General features: G+C 45.3%; 20 protein-coding genes. 18 read left to right on the top strand and 2 right to left on the bottom strand.

The features are described from left to right. Window positions 1–146: 146 nt before the first annotated feature. The 4 genes from MED222_RS00155 (at window position 147) to trmL (ending at window position 3,466) form a co-directional block, all read left to right on the top strand. On the top strand, window positions 147–836 hold the full coding sequence (locus MED222_RS00155; protein ID WP_009844719.1) for a response regulator: 690 nt from the start codon (window positions 147–149) through the stop codon (window positions 834–836). Then, window positions 836–2,215: an envelope stress sensor histidine kinase CpxA gene (gene cpxA, locus MED222_RS00160; protein ID WP_009844718.1), complete on the top strand. Its 1,380-nt coding sequence runs from the start codon at window positions 836–838 to the stop codon at window positions 2,213–2,215. Before MED222_RS00155 ends, cpxA begins: the two co-directional genes overlap by 1 nt. Window positions 2,216–2,291: 76 nt before the next feature. Then, window positions 2,292–2,909, top strand: a complete 618-nt coding sequence (locus MED222_RS00165; protein WP_009844717.1) for a superoxide dismutase — start codon at window positions 2,292–2,294, stop codon at window positions 2,907–2,909. A 77-nt stretch (window positions 2,910–2,986) separates the two neighbouring features. Further along, window positions 2,987–3,466, top strand: a complete 480-nt coding sequence (gene trmL / locus MED222_RS00170; RefSeq protein WP_009844716.1) for a tRNA (uridine(34)/cytosine(34)/5-carboxymethylaminomethyluridine(34)-2'-O)-methyltransferase TrmL — start codon at window positions 2,987–2,989, stop codon at window positions 3,464–3,466. Between the two features lie 136 nt (window positions 3,467–3,602). On the opposite strand, the gene MED222_RS00175 is transcribed toward trmL, so the two are convergent. Then, on the bottom strand, window positions 3,603–4,127 hold the full coding sequence (locus MED222_RS00175; RefSeq protein ID WP_009844715.1) for an FxsA family protein: 525 nt from the start codon (window positions 4,125–4,127) through the stop codon (window positions 3,603–3,605). A gap of 284 nt (window positions 4,128–4,411) precedes the next feature. On the opposite strand from MED222_RS00175, the gene aspA reads away from it, so the two are divergent. From aspA to MED222_RS00235, 11 genes are all read left to right on the top strand, one after another. After that, window positions 4,412–5,863 (top strand): aspartate ammonia-lyase, encoded by a 1,452-nt coding sequence (aspA, locus tag MED222_RS00180; protein WP_009844714.1) that lies wholly within the window; start codon window positions 4,412–4,414, stop codon window positions 5,861–5,863. A gap of 181 nt (window positions 5,864–6,044) precedes the next feature. Next, window positions 6,045–7,352 (top strand): anaerobic C4-dicarboxylate transporter, encoded by a 1,308-nt coding sequence (locus tag MED222_RS00185; RefSeq protein ID WP_009844713.1) that lies wholly within the window; start codon window positions 6,045–6,047, stop codon window positions 7,350–7,352. Between the two features lie 510 nt (window positions 7,353–7,862). Then, window positions 7,863–9,311: a YfcC family protein gene (locus MED222_RS00190; RefSeq protein ID WP_009844712.1), complete on the top strand. Its 1,449-nt coding sequence runs from the start codon at window positions 7,863–7,865 to the stop codon at window positions 9,309–9,311. Window positions 9,312–10,115: 804 nt separating this feature from the next. Next, entirely contained in the window at window positions 10,116–11,339 is a 1,224-nt protein-coding gene (arcA, locus tag MED222_RS00200; protein ID WP_009844709.1) for an arginine deiminase, read from the top strand. A 72-nt stretch (window positions 11,340–11,411) separates the two neighbouring features. Then, window positions 11,412–12,323 (top strand): carbamate kinase, encoded by a 912-nt coding sequence (gene arcC / locus MED222_RS00205; protein ID WP_009844708.1) that lies wholly within the window; start codon window positions 11,412–11,414, stop codon window positions 12,321–12,323. Between the two features lie 178 nt (window positions 12,324–12,501). Continuing rightward, on the top strand, window positions 12,502–13,512 hold the full coding sequence (locus MED222_RS00210; protein WP_009844707.1) for an ornithine carbamoyltransferase: 1,011 nt from the start codon (window positions 12,502–12,504) through the stop codon (window positions 13,510–13,512). 499 nt (window positions 13,513–14,011) lie between these two features. Further along, entirely contained in the window at window positions 14,012–14,941 is a 930-nt protein-coding gene (pyrB, locus tag MED222_RS00215; protein ID WP_004729720.1) for an aspartate carbamoyltransferase, read from the top strand. A 15-nt stretch (window positions 14,942–14,956) separates the two neighbouring features. Continuing rightward, a complete protein-coding gene (gene pyrI / locus MED222_RS00220) occupies window positions 14,957–15,421 on the top strand; it encodes an aspartate carbamoyltransferase regulatory subunit (protein WP_009844706.1) in 465 nt (154 codons plus the stop codon). Window positions 15,422–15,748: 327 nt separating this feature from the next. Then, window positions 15,749–16,237: an arginine repressor gene (locus MED222_RS00225; protein ID WP_009844705.1), complete on the top strand. Its 489-nt coding sequence runs from the start codon at window positions 15,749–15,751 to the stop codon at window positions 16,235–16,237. A gap of 175 nt (window positions 16,238–16,412) precedes the next feature. Then, a complete protein-coding gene (locus tag MED222_RS00230; RefSeq protein WP_009844704.1) occupies window positions 16,413–18,269 on the top strand; it encodes a protein-disulfide reductase DsbD in 1,857 nt (618 codons plus the stop codon). Between the two features lie 212 nt (window positions 18,270–18,481). Beyond that, window positions 18,482–19,111, top strand: coding sequence for a response regulator transcription factor (locus MED222_RS00235; protein ID WP_009844703.1), 630 nt, complete (start codon window positions 18,482–18,484; stop codon window positions 19,109–19,111). On the opposite strand, the gene MED222_RS00240 is transcribed toward MED222_RS00235, so the two are convergent. Then, on the bottom strand, window positions 19,108–20,859 hold the full coding sequence (locus MED222_RS00240) for a potassium/proton antiporter (protein WP_009844702.1): 1,752 nt from the start codon (window positions 20,857–20,859) through the stop codon (window positions 19,108–19,110). The genes MED222_RS00235 and MED222_RS00240 overlap by 4 nt on opposite strands. Before the next feature lie 438 nt (window positions 20,860–21,297). Here MED222_RS00240 and MED222_RS00245 point away from each other — a divergent pair, with 438 nt between their 5' ends. From MED222_RS00245 to MED222_RS00255, 3 genes are all read left to right on the top strand, one after another. Then, window positions 21,298–21,564 (top strand): DUF4212 domain-containing protein, encoded by a 267-nt coding sequence (locus MED222_RS00245; RefSeq protein ID WP_009844701.1) that lies wholly within the window; start codon window positions 21,298–21,300, stop codon window positions 21,562–21,564. A gap of 10 nt (window positions 21,565–21,574) precedes the next feature. After that, window positions 21,575–23,278 (top strand): sodium:solute symporter family protein, encoded by a 1,704-nt coding sequence (locus tag MED222_RS00250; protein WP_009844700.1) that lies wholly within the window; start codon window positions 21,575–21,577, stop codon window positions 23,276–23,278. 199 nt (window positions 23,279–23,477) lie between these two features. Then, window positions 23,478–23,861, top strand: a complete 384-nt coding sequence (locus MED222_RS00255) for a hypothetical protein (protein WP_009844699.1) — start codon at window positions 23,478–23,480, stop codon at window positions 23,859–23,861. The last annotated feature ends 6 nt before the right edge of the window (window positions 23,862–23,867 follow it).

Genomic DNA, 23,867 nt, shown 5'->3' with positions numbered 1-23,867 from the left:
TGTTGCGTTTGTTTTCAGCGCTTAGATATAGATTAGTCTTTCCCTCGTAAAGCGACGTTTAGAAAGCGTAAAGAATCGTAAAGAGTGAAAGTTGACGAATAATTAGCAGTATTATTAACCTATAAACAACTGATTAAGGCTTCCCAATGGCGAACATTCTTCTTATTGATGACGACACCGAGCTAACCGGCTTACTTAAAGACATACTGAGCTTTGAGGGATTCACTGTTTCCGAAGCCAACGACGGCTATGCGGGGTTGGAAGCTATCAATGATGAGATAGATTTGATTCTTTTGGACGTGATGATGCCGCGCCTTAACGGTATGGAAACGCTAAAGAAACTAAGAGAAAATTGGGAAACGCCAGTACTGATGCTGACAGCTAAAGGTGAAGAGATCGACCGTGTTATTGGCCTTGAGCTTGGCGCAGATGATTACTTGCCAAAGCCTTTCAGTGACCGAGAGCTGCTCGCTCGTATTCGTGCCATCTTACGTAGAACGCAGATCAACACCGCTCCTAAAGCAGCCAGTGATAAGATTCAATATCAAGACATTGAAGTGTTCCCCGGCAAGCAAGAAGCTTATTGTAATGGCCAGCTTATCGATCTTACCACCACCGAGTTCGCTTTGCTGAGTCACCTAATCCAGAACCCAGGGCAAGTGATCACCAAGGAAGCGTTGAGTTTGGATGTTCTGGGTAAAAGGCTTGCAGCATTTGACCGTGCGATAGACATGCACATATCCAACCTGCGTAAAAAAATTCCAGAACGCAGTGACGGTAAATCTCGCATCAAAACCTTACGAGGCCGTGGTTACTTATTGGTAGAGGAAGATTAATGCGTATCCCTAAAATCACCAGCTTATATGGACGTATCTTTGCTATCTTTTGGTTCACCATGTTACTGGTGCTTTTGTCGGTACTGTCACTTCCCCATTTAGACCCGCGAGTGGCGCGCGATGTGCCTGCCGATCATCTCGATAAACTCGAACGTATCGCTAAATTCACAGAAAAGCGCTACGCCAAAGAATCTAACCTGGGAAAAATAGTGTTCCAACTTGAGGCACCGCGTAGCCGCAAGGATTCTCGTGCTCGTCTTTACCTAACCGACCTTGAAGGCGCGGTCCTTACATCGAAAAGACACTCAAATTACAAACTTAAAGCGATTCGTAATTTTGTTACCTCGATAGATAACCCTGAATTACCCAAGCAAAAGTTATACGGACATTACATGGTAGCAGGGCCAGTCCCTATCACACTCGCTGGAGAAGAATTACTGATGTATGCCGGAGTAAAATGGAACCAACCTCCTCCATTTTTGCTGCGCTTATTTGATAGACCTTTACAGTTATTGCTTGCGGTAATGCTAGCAAGTACCCCACTGCTATTATGGTTAGCTTGGGCATTGAGCCAACCTGCTCGTAGGCTTGAACGCGCAGCACAACGTGTGGCGAAAGGTCAGTTTGAGGTCGATCCCACACTCGAAAAAGGCACCTCAGAATTCAGACAAGCGGGTGAGAGCTTTAACCAGATGGTCGAAGCGGTTAATCAGATGATTTCGGGGCAACAACGCCTACTTTCAGATATCTCACACGAGCTACGATCGCCATTGACCCGCCTTCGCATGGCCAATGCTCTTGCGATTCGTAAACAGGGTGAGAGCCAAGAGTTAGAACGTATTGATATGGAAGCTCAGCGATTAGAGCAAATGATCAGTGAGCTACTGACGCTATCACGCATGCAGGTCGACAGCCATATTACTCGTGAGGTTCAGCCTATTTCGAGCTTATGGGAAGAGATTTTAAAAGATGCAGAATTTGAAGCTGAACAGATGGGTAAATTACTGACGTTTTCAGAGATCCCAGATCGTTCTATTTCGGGTAACCCTAAGCTACTGATGAGTGCCTTGGACAATATTACGCGCAATGCTATCTACTACGGTAAAGACCAAGTCGATGTGCAATTCGATGTTGTCCAAGATCGGCTGACGATTTGCGTCAATGATAATGGCGATGGTGTGCCTGATGACGAACTGGATTCTATCTTTAGACCTTTCTACCGAGTTTCAACGGCGCGAGATCGTAACTCTGGCGGCACAGGGCTTGGCCTAACCATTACAGAGAGTGCGATTCGTCAACACAGCGGAACCATCACTGCAAGCCGTAGCCAGCTCGGTGGATTACAACTCAAAATCACCCTGCCTATCCTGCCAGTGTAATACCCCTACAAAGATCACAGTTGATAATGATTTCCATTATCATTATGGTAAGTCCTCTAATTAAGGAGGATTTACCATGTCACACTCTTTTCCTGCTCTACCCTACCCCTACGACGCCCTAGAACCTTACATTGACGCTAAGACGATGGAAGTGCATTACAGCAAGCACCATAGAACCTACTACGATAAGTTTGTTGCGGCGATTTCTGGCAGTGAACTTGAGCAGCAATCTCTGACCGAGATCTTCGCTAACATCTCTCAGCACAGCCCTGCCGTTCGCAACAATGGCGGCGGTTACTACAACCATATTTTATATTGGAACTGCATGGCTCAAGATGGCGGGGGTGAACCAGCAGGTAAACTTGGCGACGCGATCCAAAGTACTTTCGGAGATTTCGAGACATTCCAAGATCAGTTCGCTCAAGCGGCAATCAATACCTTCGGTTCAGGCTTTGCTTGGTTGGTAGTAGAAGAAGGACAACTGAAAATCATCTCGACCTCAAACCAAGACAACCCGTGGATGGATACCATCGCCAGCAACGGTGAGCCGATTCTTGCACTGGATGTCTGGGAACACGCCTACTACATCAGCTACCAAAACCGTCGCCCTGATTACATCAATGCATGGTGGAACGTGGTGAATTGGAATGCGGTTTCTGAAAACTACGCACAAGCACTCGCGAATAAAGCGTAAGCCAATGGTGGTGAACTGTACTCACTCAGCTTGCCACCGTATACTCTGGCTATCTTTGATTATTCTTGTGAACCAACATGTTTGATATCGCTCTATACGAACCTGAAATTGCGCCCAATACGGGTAACATCATCCGCCTATGTGCTAACTGCGGCGCAAACCTGCACCTGATTGAGCCGCTTGGCTTTGATTTTGAAGAGAAGAAAGTTCGTCGTGCTGGCTTGGATTACCACGACCTAGCGCGTGTTAAGCGTCACAAGAACCTAGAAGCCTTTCTTGAGTATCTAGAGAATGAACGCGAGGGTGACTTCCGCATCTTTGCTTGCACGACAAAGACCACAGGTCACCACGTGGATGCGAAATTCCAACAAGGTGATGTGTTGATGTTTGGCCCTGAGACACGTGGCCTGCCTGCAGAGTTCATCGAAAGCATGCCAATGGAACAACGCATTCGTATTCCAATGATGCCAGATGCGCGTAGCCTCAACCTATCTAACGCGGTTGCTATTATTGCATTCGAAGCGTGGCGACAAATGGGCTTTGAAGGCGCGGTATAACCGAACGCTCACCCCCTGCTAGCAATAAAAAAGGCTCTTACCATTATCACTTTCTTGCGAAGGATAAAGGTAAGAGCCTTTTCTGTTTTTCCCTCTATATAAAGAAGAGATAAAAACAAAGAAGAGAAAAAACGGATTAGTTTAAGCGGTTACGATCGTTGTCATCGTCTTTCTTCTCAAATTCACCCTCAAAGGTGTTGCCGTCTTTTGATTGGTCGGAGGGATCGCGATTGAATGGGTCTTGTCCAAATGGACTCTGACCAAAACCAGCCTGTCCACCCGCATGGAAACCGCCAGACATATTGGTCACCACCATTTTTTCCATCATTTTCTTAGCAATCATCGCTCTTGGTGCTGGTAGCAATACCAACATACCGAGTGCGTCCGTCATAAAGCCAGGAGTCAGCAGCAATACACCAGCAACCGCAAGCATCACGCCTTCAAGAATCTGTTGTGCTGGCATTTCGCCTTGTTGTAATCGACCTTGCACAGACATAAGTGTTTGAATGCCTTGGCTACGAACAAGCGATGCACCAACAAATGCAGTAATCAAAACCAACGCAATAGTTAGCCACAATCCTAAGAAGCCACCAACTTGAATAAATAGCCCAATCTCAATGATGGGTACGAAGATAAATAGTAATAATAAGATAGGAAACACACGCCCTCCTTTGTTACATCCAGTTTACGCTGAAAGCCCTATCAATCTCAAATTTATCCTGTAAATAAGCGTGTTTATTGACCGAGAATAACTTTGCAAAATATTGACGAAACAAAACCGAAAAAGGTGATCAACTTAATATTTTTATGCGCTAAGTACAGTATCATGTGCCACATAAGTCAGGACGGATTTATCAGCCCAATATTCTAGCGAACGGAGTATTTGCACACAGAATAGGCTAATAACTAACTATATAATCAGAATAATTCTCTAAGGATCCTGTTATGGCTAATCTATCAGAAGCTCAAGTTGAAGCTCCTCAAGCTACTCGTCTCGAAGAAGATCTACTAGGTCAACGTCATGTTCCGGCTGATGCTTACTACGGCATCCACACTCTACGCGCAGTTGAAAACTTCAACATCTCAAATGTAACGATCTCAGATGTACCTGAATTCGTTCGCGGTATGGTGATGACAAAGAAAGCAGCGGCTTTAGCAAACAAAGAGTTAGGTGTAATCCCAAGCGAAGTAGCTAAATACATCATCGAAGCTTGTGACCTCATTCTAGACACTGGTAAGTGCATGGATCAGTTCCCATCGGATGTATTCCAAGGTGGTGCTGGTACTTCTGTAAACATGAATGCTAACGAAGTTGTGGCAAACGTGGCACTTGAACTTATGGGCAAAGAAAAAGGCCAATATGAGTTCATCAACCCGAATGACCATGTAAACCGCAGCCAATCAACTAACTGTGCTTACCCAACTGGTTTCCGTATCTCAGTTTACAACAGCGTTCGTAAACTGATTGACGCTATCGAATACCTAAAAGGTGCATTCGAGCTTAAGAGCCAAGAATTCAACACAATCCTGAAGATGGGTCGTACTCAACTTCAAGATGCTGTTCCAATGACGGTTGGCCAAGAGTTCCACGCTTGGGCTGTAACCATCAACGAAGAAATCAAAAACCTAGAATACACTTCAAAGCTATTGCTTGAAGTTAACCTAGGCGCAACGGCTATCGGTACTGGTCTGAACGCAGCACCGGGTTACCAAGGCCTAGCAGTGAAACACCTAGCAGAAGTAACGGGCTTAGAGTGTGTAGCGGCTGAAGATCTTATCGAAGCAACATCTGACTGTGGCGCATACGTAATGACGCACGGTGCACTTAAGCGCCTAGCGGTTAAACTGTCTAAGATTTGTAACGACTTACGTCTTCTTTCTTCAGGCCCACGCACTGGCTTTAACGAACTAAACCTACCTGAACTGCAAGCTGGCTCTTCAATCATGCCAGCTAAAGTAAACCCAGTTGTGCCTGAAGTTGTAAACCAAGTTTGCTTTAAAGTTCTAGGTAACGACAACACGGTTTCTTTCGCAGCAGAAGGCGGTCAGCTTCAACTGAACGTAATGGAACCTGTTATCGCACAAAGCATGTTTGAGTCTCTAGACATTCTAACAAACGCATGTGTGAACCTACGCGACAAGTGTGTAGACGGCATTACTGTGAATAAAGAAGTGTGTGAATCTCACGTATTTAACTCTATCGGTATCGTCACTTACCTAAACCCATACATTGGCCACCACGAGGGTGATGTTGTTGGTAAGATCTGTGCTGAAACAGGTAAAAGCGTTCGTGATGTAGTTCTAGAACGCGGGTTATTAACCGAAGAAGAACTTGATGACATTTTCTCTGTTGAAAATTTGATGCATCCTCAGTATAAAGCAAAACGCTACGAATAACGTTAGCGAAAAAGGGCTCCAAACGGAGCCCTTTTTTAGGCTCCAATACGGTTAACCATGTTAATTTTGTGGGTTTCTATTGGTTGCACTTTTGCGAAATAGAATCTAAACCATAGAACTATTATGTGAACATTCCAGCGGCGAATGTTCACATAATAAAATCTAAAATGAGGTGTTACTTATGATTGCAGTAGAACTATTTGTCGTCCTGCTCTTTATCTTTTTGGGGGCCAGAATTGGCGGTATCGGTATTGGTTTTGCCGGTGGTGCTGGTGTTATTGCCCTTTCACTGATTCTTGGCGTTCCAACAAGCCAGTCTTTCATCCCGATCGACGTAATCTTGATCATCATGTCGGTTATCACCGCAATTGCTGCTATGCAGGTTGCGGGCGGTATGGACTGGTTGGTACAAATTGCAGAAAACTTTTTGCGTAAACACCCTGAACGCATCACCTTTTACGCGCCGATTGTGACCTTTGTAATGACACTAATGGCCGGTACTGGTCACACAGCATTCTCTACGCTTCCTGTAATAGCAGAAGTAGCGAAAGGCCAAGGTGTTCGTCCTTCTCGTCCACTGTCTATCGCAGTTGTCGCCTCTCAAATTGCTATCACAGCTTCGCCAATCTCGGCTGCCGTTGTCGCTTTCGCAGCAATGCTGGCACCCTTTGGTGTTGATTACCTAACGCTATTGATGGTTTGTATCCCAACAACCTTCATCGCTTGTATGGTTGGTGCGGTTGTTGCTAACTACATGGGTAGCGAACTGAAAGACGATCCTGTTTACCAAGAACGTCTAGAGAAAGGCCTAATCAAACTGGCGACAGAAGAGAAACGTGAAATTCTACCAACAGCGAAGAGAGCAACGTACATCTTCCTAGCAGCGATTGGTTTCGTGGTTTGCTACGCAGCGGCTATCTCTAGCTCTGTTGGCCTAATTGAAAACCCAGCGCTTGGTCGTAACGAAGCGATCATGTCTGTGATGCTAGCAGCAGCAGCGGCTATCGTGATGTTCACTAAGATTGATGCTGCGAAGATTTCTTCAGCGCCAACATTCCGCTCTGGTATGACAGCGTGTGTTTGTGTACTTGGTGTAGCTTGGTTAGGTTCAACGTTTGTAAACGCACACGTTGCTGAGATCAAAGACGTAGCAGGTGCTCTACTGGCTGACTACCCATGGATGCTGGCTCTTGTTTTGTTCTTCGCTTCTATGCTGCTTTACTCTCAAGGCGCAACAACAGTTGCACTGATGCCAGCAGCTCTAGCGATTGGCGTAGCACCACTAACAGCCGTGGCTTCTTTTGCTGCAGTAAGTGCACTGTTCGTACTTCCAACTTACCCTACGCTGCTGGCAGCGGTTGAGATGGATGACACAGGCTCAACGCGTATTGGTAAGTACGTATTTAATCACCCATTCTTCATTCCTGGTGTGGTAACAATCAGTACAGCGGTTGCACTCGGCTTCGCATTTGGCGGCCTATTCATCTAGTAATCGCTAATGTTCTAAACTAGAAAAGGAAGCTTCGGCTTCCTTTTTTGTTTTCTGCTCAATGTGTTATTTGATACACGTCAAATAACCGTTATAAAATTCAAAAACCAACTAAAAATAAAGTTTGAATAAAATTCCAGGATTATTCAGGCCATTAATTAGGAATGCCTACCCAGTCAATCTCCCTTTGATTTACCGTCATCCCCATCGAATATTAATCCAAGCTAACTAACCAAAAAACCTTGCCAATTTTCTGCCATTTTCCAGCCCTTTCATTAGCCATTATTTTTGTGAACAGCACCAAACTTAAATACTGACGTAAGGAATAAAATAACCGCAGCTAAATTAAATCTAACTTCATTTGGATTGGTAAATATAAAAACAACCTTAATTTAAAGTCAGCAACTTTATATCGTTGAGTGCTTTATAAGTGTCCGTGTATTTACAATCTATAAATCATTAGTCGCTAATTCACATCACTTCTATTTAAGATGATGTAAGGAGATAGCCATGACAACTCAAACGATACCAAACGAGAAAAAAAAGGGCGGCTTCTTTGCCAACTTTAAATTTCCTTCTGCCTACACCATTCTATTTATTCTGATTGCGTTCGTCGCGCTGCTTACCTGGATTGTTCCAGCAGGCCAATACGACCGTGCAATGAATGAAGAGCTAGGCCGAGAAGTACCCGTAACCGGAACCTATCAAGCGGTAGAAGGTAACCCTCAAGGCGTGATTGATGTACTGCTAGCGCCTATTGATGGCTTCTACGACCACAATAGCTATGAAGCAGCGGCTATCGACGTTTCGCTGTTCATCTTAATCATTGGTGGCTTCTTAGGACTAGTAACCAAAACAGGTGCCATTGATGCTGGCATCGAGCGCGTTACCGCCCGCTTAGAAGGGCGAGAAGAGTTGATGATACCAATACTGATGGCACTGTTTGCCGCTGGTGGTACTGTCTACGGCATGGCGGAAGAATCACTGCCATTCTATACATTACTAGTACCAGTAATGATGGCAGCTCGCTTTGACCCTCTAGTTGCGGCTGCGACGGTATTGCTTGGCGCGGGCATTGGGGTGCTAGGCTCTACCATTAACCCATTCGCGACCGTTATTGCTGCCAACGCCTCTGGTATTCCATTTACCGACGGTATCGCGCTGCGTATTGGAATGCTGATTATTGGTTGGGGTATCTGTGTCGCCTACGTCATGCGCTACGCAAGAATGGTACAAGCCGATCCAACAACATCGATTGTTTACGACAAATACGAAGAGAACAAAGCGCACTTCCTTGGCAACGCAAGTGGTGAAAAACTGGAGTTCACCGCGACTCGCAAACTGATCCTGGCCATTTTTGGTGGCTCTTTCGCTGTCATGATTTACGGTGTATCCGTTGCTGGATGGTGGATGGCAGAGATCTCCGCGATGTTCTTAGCTGCGACTATTATTGTCGGTATTGTGTCTCGCATGAGCGAGGAAGAGTTCACAACTAGCTTCATTGACGGTGCTCGAGACCTACTGGGCGTTGCGCTTATCATAGGTATCGCACGTGGTATCGTAGTCGTAATGGACCGCGGTATGATCACCGACACTATTCTTTTCTCAGCAGAACAAATGGTGACTGGCCTTTCTTCAGTTGTCTTCATTAACGTGATGTTCTTCTTAGAAATTCTACTGTCATTCTTAGTACCTTCGACCTCTGGTCTAGCAGTGCTGACTATGCCAATCATGGCGCCATTAGCCGATTTTGCTGGCGTAGGTCGTGACCTTGTTATCACCGCTTACCAATCTGCATCTGGCTTGGTCAACTTAATCACTCCAACCTCTGCAGTGGTAATGGGCGGCTTGGCGATTGCTCGTGTCCCTTACGTGCGCTGGGTTAAATGGGTGATGCCATTAATCGGAATCTTGATGGTGTTCTGCATCGTTGTACTAAGTATTGGTGCGCTTATCTAAAACCTACACACCACCTTCTCGTTCAAAGCCGCTTTCTTAGCGGCTTTTTTGTTGCTATCGCCCTCAGAACCAGTCCCCAAAACAACCTCACGAGCTGCACACACTCTATTTAAAGCCTCTCTATAGCCAACCTCATCAGCCAACCTTAAACAATCCAAGGACACCTTCGACAAAGCGTAAATCAACATTTTAATATTGATGTTAAGGCTAATAAAAAACAATCCATTCCTCTCCATTATGTTTATAAAAATATTTAGTCATTTATTAACGTTAATTATATTTAAAGTTATTCACCTTGTAATAACCAAAGGGAAAATAAAGGCTATTTTTATAGAAAACTGGCTTAAAAAAACCAATTATAAAGTGTGACCACAACAGCTTTATTCGCATTTATTTTGTTAATAAATAATTAATTTCACATCCAAAATTAAATATCTAAATAGAAACATTGCATACTTCCAAGCTAAGTACATTCTTATCAATAAAACTATTTTGCATATAATCCCTAACAATTTTAATTCTAGGAAGGTTCATCAAAAAAGCGTGCATAAAGTTCCCTAACAGCTAACTATTTAGAATGTAATCGTCATGACTAAAAGTGCATAAAGTTTGTTAAAATCCTTAATTTTAAAGGGCTGCGGGATAAAAAACGATTTGTGATAGATCTCTAAGAATACCTGACTAGCAGGCGTAATATTAATTCCAGACAAGAGATATGAATAAAATAATTCATTATTCTCCACTGAAAATAAATAATTACTCTTAGCGATAAAAGTAATTCAAATATATAAGAGAGAGACGATCATGAGTAAGTTCTATGTAGGTTCTGAAATAGGTCAATTGCGCCGCGTTCTAGTTCACCGCCCAAGACGCGCACTGACTCACCTAACACCCTCTAACTGTCACGATTTACTATTTGATGACGTACTGGCTGTTGAGCGCGCAGGTAAAGAGCATGACGCATTTACTAAAACGCTACGTGATCAGGGTGTTGAAGTTCTTCTTCTTACTGACCTACTAGCAGACACACTAGCAGTGCCAGAAGCGAAAGACTGGCTACTAAGCTGCCAGGTATCTGATTACCGTTTGGGTAAAACATTCGCCAATGATGTGCGCTGCTACTTGGGCGACTTACCAAACTTAGAGCTAGCAAAAATTCTAACGGGCGGTCTGTCTTACGCTGAAATGCCAATGAAATCATCTTCAATGATGCAAGGCATGCACGCACCAACTGACTTCATTATCGAACCTCTACCAAACCACCTATTTACTCGTGACACATCTTGCTGGGTATACGGTGGCGTATCTATCAACCCGATGGCGAAACCTGCTCGTCAACGTGAAACAAACCACGTTCGCGCTATTTACCGCTGGCACCCAACATTCGCAGGCGAAGACTTCATTAAATACTTCGGTGATGAAGAAAACATCAACTACGACAACTCAACAATCGAAGGTGGTGACGTTCTTGTTCTCGGCCGTGGCGCGGTTCTTATCGGTATGTCTGAGCGTACAACAGCACAAGGTGTTGAACACTTAGCGTCTAGCCTATTCAAACACGGTCAAGCGACACAAGTTATCGCAATGCAGCTACCAAAACACCGTTCTTGCATGCACTTAGACACCGTGATGACTCACATGAACGAAGATACGTTCTCTGTTTACCCTGAAGTGGTAAGTAAAGACGTACAGTGCTGGAACCTAACTGGCGATGAGTCAGGCGCAGTGAAAGTGAAAGAAGAAGGCTACTTCGTAACAGCTATCGAAAAAGCACTTGGCGTAGACAAGCTAAACCTAATCACAACTGGTGGCGACAACTTCCATGCAGAACGTGAACAGTGGAACGATGCAAACAACGTTCTAACGGTTAAACCTGGCGTCGTTATTGGCTACGAAGGCAACACATACACCAACGAAAAATACGACAAAGCAGGCATCACGGTTCTTCCGATTCCAGGAGACGAACTTGGTCGCGGTCGCGGTGGTGCACGCTGCATGAGCTGCCCAATTGAGCGTGATGGTATCTAATCACTAAGACGAAACGGCCAAGTTGAACGATCTTAAATAATCTCAACTTGGCCAAAATGAGAGAACACAATTATGACTAAGCAAACTGTTGTTGTTGCACTCGGCGGTAATGCCCTACTTCGTCGCGGTGAGCCGTTAGAAGCCGATGTTCAACGCCGTAATATTGAAACGGCTGTTAAAACCATCTCTGAAATCGCGAAAGTGTACAACGTGGTTCTAGTGCACGGTAATGGTCCACAAGTTGGCTTACTTGCTCTGCAAGGTTTGGAGTACAAAAAAGTAAACCCGTATCCATTGGATGTATTGGGCAGTGAGACTCAAGGCATGATCGGCTACATGCTAATGCAAGAGTTCAAAAACTACCTGCCTGACCGCAACATCTCATGCATGTTGACGCAAATGACCGTTGATCCAAACGATCCTGCATTCGCAGATCCAACTAAGCCAATTGGCCCGATCTACGAAGAAGCAGAAGCGCGTGAGTTAGCGGAGAAATTCCACTGGATCGTAAAACCAGACGGTCAACATTTCCGTCGAGTAGTGCCAAGCCCACGCCCTACTGGCATTGTTGAACACGAAGCGATCACTCAACTTATCGATGCAGGTCACCTCGTAATTTGTACTGGCGGTGGTGGCATCCCAGTGAAAAAAGAAAATGGCAAATTAGTCGGCGTTGAAGCGGTTATCGACAAAGACATGTCAGCGGCTTTCTTGGCGAAACAATTGGATGCGGATGCACTACTTATTCTGACCGATGCTGACGCTGTTTATCTTGATTGGGGCAAACCGACTCAACACGCACTGCGCAGTACTACACCAAGTGAATTGGCGAAGTTTACATTTGATGCAGGCTCAATGGGGCCAAAAATCGAAGCATCGTGCGAGTTCATTCAGCAAGGCGGCAAAGTAGTGGGTATCGGCGCACTCGAAGATGGTTTGCAAATCCTGCAAGGCCAAGCGGGCACCAATATCACCAAAGGTTAATGCACTAGCGAGCTTTATCATCTTGAGAGTCTTAAACCTTGAGAGCTTTTAAAGCTTGCGAAAACAGATTAAACGAAACAAACAAAACCGAACAACTTTAACTAAAAATTGAATCGCGCTTTCTTGAATTTTATTTCCCTGTAACAAGGAAGCGCCTAAATCTAAGAAGGAATACATCATGGCTTTTAACCTACGCAATCGTAACTTCCTAAAACTACTAGATTTCACTCCACGCGAAATTCAACACTTGTTAGATCTTTCTATGGAGCTAAAAAAAGCGAAGTACAACGGTTACGAACAGCCAACACTGACTGGCAAAAACATTGCGCTTATCTTTGAAAAAACCTCAACTCGTACTCGCTGTGCATTCGAAGTAGCAGCATTCGACCAAGGTGCTCGAGTTTCTTACTTAGGCCCATCTGGCTCTCAAATTGGCCACAAAGAATCAATGAAAGACACCGCTCGCGTTCTAGGCCGTATGTACGATGGCATCGAATACCGCGGCTTTGGTCAAGAAATCGTTGAAGAGCTAGGCGCTTACGCTGGCGTTCCTGTGTGGAATGGCCTGACTGACGAATTCCACCCAACACAAATCCTAGCTGACTTCCTAACTATGACGGAATACGGCCGTGGCAAGCAATTGCATGAAATCAAGTTTGCTTACCTAGGTGATGCTCGCAACAACATGGGCAACTCTCTGATGGTTGGTGCTGCGAAAATGGGCATGGACATTCGCCTTGTTGCTCCAAAACAATTCTGGCCAGAAGAAGAGCTATTAGCTCAATGTCGTGAAATCGCAGAACACACTGGCGGCAAAATCACGCTAACAGAAGATGTTCAAGAAGGCGTGCAAGGTTGTGACTTCCTATATACCGACGTTTGGGTATCAATGGGCGAAGCGAAAGAAGCATGGGCTGAGCGTATCAACCTAATGATGCCTTACCAAGTCAACATGGACATGATCAAAGCAACAGGCAACCCACATGTGAAATTCATGCACTGCCTACCTGCTTTCCACGGCGAAGATACAACTGTCGGCAAACAGCTTGCTGCTGAATATCCGCAGCTTAAAGATGGCGTAGAAGTGACGGATGAAGTGGTTGAGTCTGAATACTCTATCGTGTTCGATGAAGCAGAAAACCGCATGCACACTATCAAAGCAGTAATGGTTGCGACATTAGGCAGCTAATGACCTAAGAAACTAAACAGTTAAGACGTTAAAAATTAAGAAGCTAGGCACTCACTTGTTCGAAATACGTTGATAAGTTAAGTGCAATGACAGGGAAATGCGGGTGGCGTTCTTGGGATTTTGACCTTGAATAAAACTCGCATTTTTTTTCATGCGGTTGAAGAGATAATTTCCTGGAAAACCCTGTAAGTCTCAGCCCCAACAAAGACTTAAATGGGAGTTTAAAATGGACGTAATCTCGCATAAAAATCCATTAAATGAATACTTTACAGAAAGTATTGCATGGCCTTTTTATCTGAGTATAATCCTCCGCAATTTGTCTTAAGAGAGCAAAAAATGAACCGCAATTTTTTCGCACATGATTGTCAGCCAATACGCCTTAGAACGGCGTTGGTGTCATTTTTATTTTGCTCTATTGATCATTTCGAAGCCTCCTATTTTTAGGGGGCTTTTTTTTGTCCGCAATTTGACTGTATGCATAGAAAAAGGAAGACCCGTTATGGCGCATTCGTTATTTAACAAGCACATCATCTCCATTCCAGAGCTATCTCGTGATGAACTGGAGCTTATCGTCGATACTGCAGCAAGACTCAAAGCAGAACCAAACCCTGAGCTGCTGAAAAATAAAGTCGTTGCGAGCTGCTTCTTTGAGCCTTCAACTCGAACTCGCCTCTCATTTGAAACCGCAGTTCAACGCCTTGGCGGCACAGTCATCGGCTTTGATAATGGCGGCAACACATCGCTGGCGAAAAAAGGCGAAACACTTGCCGATTCCGTTCAAGTGATTTCATCTTACGTGGATGCCTTTGTGATGCGTCACCCACAAGAAGGCGCGGCGCGCTTAGCGTCTGAATTTTCTAACGGTGTGCCAATTGTGAATGGTGGCGATGGTGCAAACCAACACCCAACGCAAACCTTATTGGATCTGTTCTCGATTTACGAAACGCAAGGCACGCTCGATAACCTCAATGTGGCGTTCGTCGGCGACCTAAAATATGGCCGTACCGTACACTCTTTGACGCAAGCACTATCAAAATTCAATAACGTGCGTTTCTTCTTTATCGCGCCAGAAGTGTTAGCGATGCCTGATTACATCTGTGAAGAATTGGAAGAGATGGGCATCCAATACAGCACCCACAGCAGCATTGAAGAAGTGGTGCCTGAACTGGATGTCCTGTACATGACTCGCGTACAGAAAGAGCGCTTTGATGCGTCAGAATACGCGCACATGAAGTCGGCTTACATTCTAACGGCCGATACCTTGAAAGATGCACGCCAGAACATGAAGGTGCTTCACCCATTACCACGCGTCGATGAAATCACAACCGACGTAGATAAAACGCCACACGCTTACTACTTTGAACAAGCTGAAAACGGTGTATACGCTCGCGAAGCCCTATTGGCCCTAGTTCTTAACGACACTTTATAAGCAGGAGAAACAGTCATGGTTAAACAAACTCAGCTACAAGTAGAAGCGATCCGTAACGGCAGCGTGATTGACCACATCCCTGCTCATCTTGGTATCAAAATCCTTAAACTGTTTAAGCTACACAAAACAGAACAACGCATCACCATGGGATTGAATCTGCCATCATCTGCGCTTGGTCATAAAGATCTGATCAAGATTGAGAACATCTTTCTGACCAAGGAACAAGCCAACCAATTGGCTCTGTATGCGCCGCAAGCGACGGTAAATCAGATTGAAGAGTACAAGGTGGTTAATAAGCTAACATTAGTACTGCCAGACCAAATCAACAGTGTGTACTCTTGCCCGAATAGCAACTGTATTTCGCACGGTGAACCCGTTGAAAGTAGCTTTAAAGTGCAGCTAAAACACGAAAACGTCCAACTAAAATGTCACTATTGTGAAAAAGTATTCTCTCGCGAGATCATGAGTGAAATCCGCTAGCCCTTAGCGCTCTTACCTTCGTAAAAGAAACCGCTCAAACTACATGGATATTTATTCCCAACCTGGAATAAATATCCACTTACCCAAAGAATAAAATTCCACAAAAAAAGCAAATAACCAGAATTTTGTTTGGTGATCGCCTTCAAAAAGATAACTATTCTTTAGTGGTAGACTGGATGAATAGAAGATCATACATCACGCATACCCTTCCTATTTATTTCGGGATTCATCGGTAAGCCCTAACTAACAATCGTACTCTACGGCTTTGGGAGTGCGTTCTGCGCTATGGACAAGCGATACCCACACGTTGGCTTTAAGGAGTTGTTCATGAACCAAATCACTGAGCACGGTTGCTTGTATTCAGCTGAAGATAAAACACTGACTGCAGCGTGCAAACGCTTACTACAACAGCAAAGCTTCTCGACCCAGAACCAGCTGCGAGAGAAACTCGTCGACATTGGTTATACAGGCATTAGCCAGTCGACTGTGTCTCGTATTTTGTCACAACTCGGTGTTGTCAAAATCCAGAACGCCTGTGGCAAAAAGGTTTACTGCATCACCGTAGAAAGCGCACCGGTACGTGTCGATGCGTCAATCTCATCACAAATCGAATTAATTACTCACAACCAAGCAATGGTGATCGTAAAAACAAACCCTGGTTGCGCACAGTTGGTCGCAAGATTGGTTGATATCGACCCACATACCGAGATTATCGGTACGGTTGGCGGCAATGACACGGTGTTAATTATTCCGAAAGACACCACGAATATAGATGCTTGCGAACAAGTAGTAAGAGCACGCTTAGGAGTGGCTTAAATGTCTTATTGGCAAAAGCTGACAACTCATGTTGAGCGACTGACACTCTCTCGACTGCCCCAGAAAATAGCCCACCCGCCTTAGGGGATATTTGTCTACCGATGAAACTAATCACAAACTATTACGGTCTGATTGAGTTAAGATACCTTCAACTCCATTTTGATGACTAAATAGTATGCGACGACTTGCCACATTACTTTTTGTTTGTGTTTCCCTGTTCACCCAGCCTGCGTGGGCGCTTTTTGGAAACGACAACGCCGAGCCAAGCTTCGGAGGCAATAACAACGGTTTTGTCCCTGTAGACCAAGCTTTCCCTTTCAATTACTACCAGCAAGACGGCAAGGTCCTTCTCGACTGGCAAGTAAAAAAGGGCTACTACCTCTATCAACATAGCCTCTCGTTCACTGGCCAAAATCTCACTATCGGCAATGTTGAAATGGAAAATGGCCAACCACACCAAGATGAATTCTTCGGTGAGGTGAGCATCTATACTCAGCCATTATTCGTGCAAGTTCCTCTACAGAGTTACCAAGATAGCTCACAGCTGATCGTTAAGTATCAAGGCTGTGCAGATGCTGGTTTCTGTTACCCACCAGAGATCCGAGTAATCGACATTGAACCGTTTACTGCGACGAGTTCTGGGGATATGAAAAGCAGTGATGATCAAAACAGTGGTGCTTTACAAGGTTCTTCTGGTGAAGCTGACAATTCAGTACAAGCCTCTTCTCCTACCGCTGACGCAGCAAGCAATACCACTCAACAAACCAATGCTCCAGTTTCAAAAGAAGCAGGCTTAGCCGATAAGCTGGGTGACAGTTGGTGGACGCCATTATTATTCCTCGCACTCGGTGTTGGCTTAGCCTTTACGCCGTGTGTTCTGCCTATGTATCCGATTCTAACGGGTATTGTGCTAGGTGGCGGTAAGCTCAGCCAAGGCCGTGCGCTGATGCTGTCGTTCATTTATGTACAAGGCATGGCGCTGACCTACACCTTATTGGGTTTAGTGGTTGCTTCAGCAGGCATGCAGTTCCAAGCTGCGATGCAGCACCCTTATGTATTAATCGCGCTGAGTGTTCTGTTCGTGACGTTGGCGATGTCGATGTTCGGCGTTTATAACCTACAACTACCAAGCAGCATCCAAACTTGGCTTAACAACCAAAGTAATAAGCAACAAGGTGGCAATACCTTGGGCGTGTTCGCAATGGGCGCTATCTCTGGCTTGGTGTGTTCACCTTGTACCACTGCGCCACTGTCAGGCGCGTTACTGTACGTGGCTCAAAGTGGCGACCTATTAACCGGGGCGTTCGCTCTGTATGCGTTAGCGATGGGTATGGGTATACCGCTGATTTTGGTTGCGGTGTTTGGTAATAAGCTACTACCAAAAGCAGGTAGCTGGATGGACAAGGTGAAGATCGTATTCGGCTTTATCTTGCTGGCAGCGCCTATCTTCCTGCTAGAGCGAATTATTCCTGAATTGTGGGCAACGGTACTTTGGTCTGGTCTTGGGTTCATCGCCTTTGGTTGGCTTTACCACAGCAAGAATGCACTGCCATTCGGTGGTTGGAAACAGAGCGCTGTAGGTATCATCGCGATGCTTGGCCTGTTCGCATCAGCTCAACCTGCACTCAATTACTGGTTCGCAGAAAAGAGCGTTGTGGTTGAGCAACAAATCCAATTTGCCCGCGTCAACACGGTTGAAGAGTTAGAAATCCAGCTCATCGAAGCCAAGAAACTCGGCAAACCAGTGATGCTCGATTTCTACGCCGATTGGTGTGTGGCCTGTAAAGAGTTTGAGAAGTACACCTTCCACCAAGCTGATGTTGAGAACAAGCTTTCTGACTTTGTTCTTCTTCAAGCTGACGTAACGAGAAACATGCCTCAAGACATTGAACTGCTTAAACAATTACAGGTGCTGGGCTTACCAACCATAGAGTTCTGGGATGGCGAGGGTAACCATGTTCCAAATGCTCGTGTAACGGGTTTTATGGCTGCCGATGTATTCTTGAAACACATGCAAGACCACCAGCTATAACGGCAATATTCACCGGAATATCTGCCTAAACGAAAGCCGCACTGCCCCTCATTAACGAGATGGCAGTGCGGCTTTTTTGCTATTCAGAGTAACGCTTTCTTATTCCGGGGATAAAAGTCGATATGGTTCAGACTTTTCATGCATAGATATTGTCCACATACTCAATCAGGATGATAATAAATATTAACTAAATTGTTAAAAGTATGAACGTCATGGACTCGACCTATACCATCATCATTGCTGATGACCATCCTCTTTTTCGCAACGCCCTGTTTCAGTCAGTTCATATGGCGATCAGCGGTGCGAACCTGCTTGAGGCTGATTCTCTCGATGCCTTACTGACTCTGCTAAAAAAAGAAGATGAACCTGATCTGTTGCTTCTCGACCTTAAAATGCCGGGTTCAAACGGGATGTCTGGCCTAATTCAACTGCGTGCTGAATACCCAGATTTACCAATTGTGGTGATCTCTGCCAGCGAGGATGCCAGCGTTGTCACTCAAGTGAAGAGCCACGGTGCCTTTGGCTTTATTCCTAAATCGAGTGATATGCGTGAATTGGTCAGCGCACTCAATCAAGTGCTGAATGGCGACCCGTTCTTCCCTGAAGGGCTGATCACCAACAATGCAGCCTGTAGCGACCTTGCGGAAAAGCTTTCCACATTGACGCCTCAACAATACAAGGTGTTAGGAATGCTATCGGACGGCCTACTGAACAAGCAAATTGCGTACGAATTGAATGTTTCGGAAGCGACCATCAAGGCGCATATGACAGCCATCTTCCGTAAACTGGATGTGAAAAACCGAACTCAAGCAGTTATCTTGCTACAAGAAATCCACAATTAAGCTTCGTTTACATCCTCTTCTAAAGTCGTCTTAGGCAAACATAAACCCAGCTTGACGACTTTATGATCATCTATATCTGCAACCACCCAAGTGATGTCATGCCACTCGAAGCTGTCGCCTAATACCGGGTGTGCCCCAAGCTCTTGATCAACCAATTGTTTTAGCGTCATTTCTCGCTCTTCTTCCGAGCCAAGTTCAATACCATAACAATCGCTTACCGCAGCGACCGATAACCCAACATCTAAGAAGAAGTCACCAAAGAATCGAGCGGCTTCTTCTGCCAAAGGTGCCTCACTGAAGAGCTCACTTAGGCTACCTAGGTCTTTATCTTGACCAAGTACACAGAGAATATCGTTCGCCTCTAATATGGTACTGCCCGATGGGTGAAGCAAGGCATCTTGTCGAAACAGTGCGGTAATGCGTGTCCCTTCTGGCATCGATAAACGCTTGAGCGGTTCACCGACACACCACTTTTCCTCTTTCAGCTTGTAGACAAACATCTCCCATTCACTGGTCGGATAAATCTCGATACCGGTGCGAGAAATCGGTGTTGGCGTTGGCGGTAGAGTCACTTTAGCGAGTCTTGCGACTTTCATTAAGCTGCCGCCTTGAACAATCAACGAAACCATAACCACGAAGAAGGCGATATTGAAATACAGCTGAGCATTTGGCAGGCCAGCCATCATCGGGAAAACCGCCAAAATGATCGGAACTGCACCACGTAAACCGACCCAAGAGACAAACCAGCGCTCCTTGGTGGTAAAGCTTCTGAACGGCAGCAAACCCAACCAAACCGACACTGGACGAGCAAACAAAATCATACCGAAAGCCAGTGCTAACGCAGGAAGTGCAATGTCCATTAAGGTCGATGGAGTCACCAATAAACCCAACACCAAGAACATCACGATCTGACTTAGCCACGTCATACCGTCTAGGACATTAAGAATAGAGTGTCGAGAACGCGTTGGACGATTACCAATGAACAAGCCCACTAGGTAAATCGATAATATGCCACTACCGCCAAGCATGTTAGAGAACGCAAACAGCGCCACGCCCCCACTGAGTACCAGAATGGAGTAAAGGCCATCAGCCAGTTGTACTCGATTGATTAAGCTCCATAGAACCCAGCCGCCGCCAATACCAACAAGGGTGCCGATACCAAACTGCATCGCAAAACTTTGCAGTAGGAAGTTCATTCCCATCTCAGCGTCAGGGTTACCTAACAGCGCAATTAAGGTCACCGTCAGGAAGACCGCCATTGGGTCGTTAGTGCCCGATTCGATCTCTAGAGTTGAACCTACACGCTCATTGAGACTCTGCCCTTTCAGCAAAGAGAATACCGCTGCCGCATCGGTTGAACCCACAATCGCCCCGACCAAGATGCCCTGCATTAATGACAAGTCAAACAGCCAAGCCGCCATCAATCCGGTTAAGGTTGCTGTACATGCGACACCTATCGTCGCCAGCGAGAGCGAAGGCCAGAAAGCGACCTTGAAGCTCGCCACCTTGGTTCGCATACCGCCATCCAACAGAATCACGGCAAGCGCAAGGTTACTCACCAAGTAGGTCAGTGAGTAATCATCGAAATGAATATTACCGGGTCCATCTTCACCCGCTAACATACCAACGAACAAAAAGATCAAAAGAATAGGAACGCCCAATCGAGAGGACACTTGTGAGAAAAGCACGCTGATGGCGATGAGTACGGCACCAGTCAAGAATAAGTGGTTAATGGTTATTGCGTCCAATTCGTTCCCCCAAAGAATAAAATCCGAGCTTTAAGCCTGTTGATCTTTTGCCACTAGCTTGTTGATCTTCTGCCGTTTAGCAAGGCACGGTCGGTGAAAGTGCCGTAGTTACTATAACAAACTTATGTTTCGCTTCGTGTCATAAGCAGGGCTAAATACCGTTTCTCAGTCATTTAGTTGTTAAATTTTATGACTCTCACTCTAATTCATCCCTTTTTGTTAGACCTTTGGCTAATTTAACATCATTGCAACATCACGTTTTTCTATGGTTCTGTCTCCTAGCTCCCATATTTAAGGACATTAGCGCTAATAGCGTCCCGACTAAAGTTGCACAGATCCCTTGACTTATCCTTGCTACATTCTAAATCGTAACATTACGTTAACACAGCAATTTCTACAGAAACGGTTTCTACGAAAACGGAATTAAAGGAGAAGGCAATGGCGTTCGAATCTACGGAACATGCTCAAGCCTACTGGAAGGAAAACTTGGGAATAATGGGAACACTACTCGCTGTCTGGTTTGTGGTGTCTTATGGCGCTGGCATCTTATTTGTGGATGTCCTAAATACCATTCAATTTGGCGGGTTTAAGCTAGGTTTTTGGTTCGCTCAACAAGGTTCAATTTATACCTTCGTGGCGTTGATATTTATTTACGTTGTTCGCATGAATAAGCTGGACAAAAAATACAACGTACAGGAAGACTAGAGGCTAGAACATGGATATTCAAACTTGGACGTTTATTCTCGTCGGTATTACTTTCGCAGTCTATATCGGCATCGCAATCTGGGCTCGCGCTGGAACAACGAGTGAATTCTACGTTGCTGGCGGCGGCGTACACCCAGTAGCAAACGGCATGGCAACAGCCGCTGACTGGATGTCGGCAGCATCATTCATCTCAATGGCAGGTATCATCTCATTCGTTGGTTACGACGGTGCGGTTTACCTCATGGGTTGGACAGGTGGTTATGTACTACTTGCGCTATGTTTAGCACCTTACCTACGTAAGTTCGGTCAGTTTACGGTTCCTGATTTCATCGGTGAACGTTACTACTCGAAAACAGCACGTATGGTAGCGGTATTCTGTGCAATCTTCGTATCATTTACGTACGTTGCGGGCCAGATGCGTGGTGTTGGCGTTGTATTCTCTCGTTTCCTAGAAGTTGATATTAACCTAGGCATCATCATTGGTATGGGTATTGTGTTCTTCTACGCAGTGCTTGGTGGCATGAAAGGCATCACTTATACGCAGGTAGCTCAATTCTGTGTCCTCATTTTCGCCTTCCTTGTTCCAGCAATCTTTACCTCAATCATGATGACAGGTAACCCACTTCCACAAGTTGGTATGGGCTCAACGCTATCAGGTACAGATGTATACTTACTTGATAAACTGGATGGACTAACCGAAGAGCTCGGATTTACAGCCTATACCGAAGGTAACAAGAGCATGGTAGATGTATTCTTCATCTGTGCAGCTCTAATGGTAGGTACTGCCGGTCTTCCACACGTAATCATTCGTTTCTTCACGGTACCAAAAGTACGTGATGCTCGTATCTCAGCGGGTTGGGCACTACTGTTCATCTCATTGCTATACACAACAGCGCCAGGCGTTGCAGCCTTCGCTCGTGTAAATATGATCGAAACGATTAATGGCCCAGACATGCAAGGTGTCGCAGCAGCAGAAGCACCAAGCTGGTACAAAAACTGGGAAAGCACTGGCCTAGTTGGTTGGGAAGATAAGAACGGCGATGGCAAAATGTTCTACTCGGGCGACGAACGCAACGAAATGAAGATTAACCGTGACATCATCGTACTGGCTTCTCCAGAACTAGCAAAACTACCAAACTGGGTTGTCGCACTGCTTGCAGCTGGTGGCTTAGCCGCAGCACTATCAACAGCCGCGGGTCTGCTATTGGTAATCTCAACGTCGATTTCACATGACTTGTTGAAGAAAGGCTTTAGACCAAACATGACCGACAAGCAGGAGCTGTTAGCCGCTCGTTTAGCTGCCATGATCGCGATTGTAGGTGCAGGTTACTTGGGTATTAACCCACCAGGCTTTGTAGCACAGGTAGTAGCGTTTGCCTTCGGCTTAGCCGCAGCATCCTTCTTCCCAGCGATCATCCTAGGTATCTTCTACAAGAAGATGAACAAGGAAGGCGCAATTGCAGGTATGTTGTCAGGTATTGCCTTCACAGCAAGCTACATCATCTACTTCAAGTTCATTAACCCAGCAGCAAGCACACCGGAAAACTGGTGGTTTGGTATCAGCCCAGAAGGCATCGGTACGCTAGGTATGTGTCTAAACTTCGTAGTATCAATTGCAGTGAACAAAGTGACCGCTGAAGTTCCTGAAGATGTACAAGAGATGGTTGAGAACATTCGTTACCCGAAAGGTGCTGGTGAAGCTCACGACCACTAAGCACTACCACGAAACAAAGATGTTTAGCAAAAATGAATCAGTACTTACATTGTAGGGATTAGGTACTGACTCCAGAAAGCCGATACTTCATGTAGCGGCTTTTTCTTTTCCTACTCACTTTATAAAAAGAGAAACAAAGGGTTGTTTTTAAAATCTCATTTGATAATAATTATCATTAACACTCATTGATGAGATGCAGATGATGAAAGAGCAGCAGGTTCTTTATTCGAGGTTTTACAAAGCACAGGATCGCTTTGCTTCATTAGAACAAGTTCAAGGCCATGAACCGTTTGTGATTCGAGAGTATATCGAGTGCGCACTCACGCTTTCTGCTTACTATGAAAAGCATGCCGCCCAAGAAAATATCTTGTTGTGCGAGCTGTATCTGCGCCAAGTTTTCTTCCATTTGATTGAAGCGATTGAGTCTCCAGAACGCAGTTTCGCCTTTCGTCATATCTGCCTAGACTCTATTCACTCACCACTATTTTATTTGAAACGCCACTACTGCCAGCAGCCTCAAGGCCAAGCGCGTTTTTTGAATCTCAGCCAAACACTACAACAAGTCCAAGCCCCACTTGGCTAACAAGGA

The sequence above is a fragment of the Vibrio sp. MED222 genome (genome assembly GCF_000153005.1).
Taxonomy (GTDB): Bacteria; Pseudomonadota; Gammaproteobacteria; order Enterobacterales; family Vibrionaceae; genus Vibrio; species Vibrio tasmaniensis_A.
The sequence above is the reverse complement of the archived record's forward strand: the minus strand, read 5'-3'. Positions and strand labels throughout refer to the sequence as shown.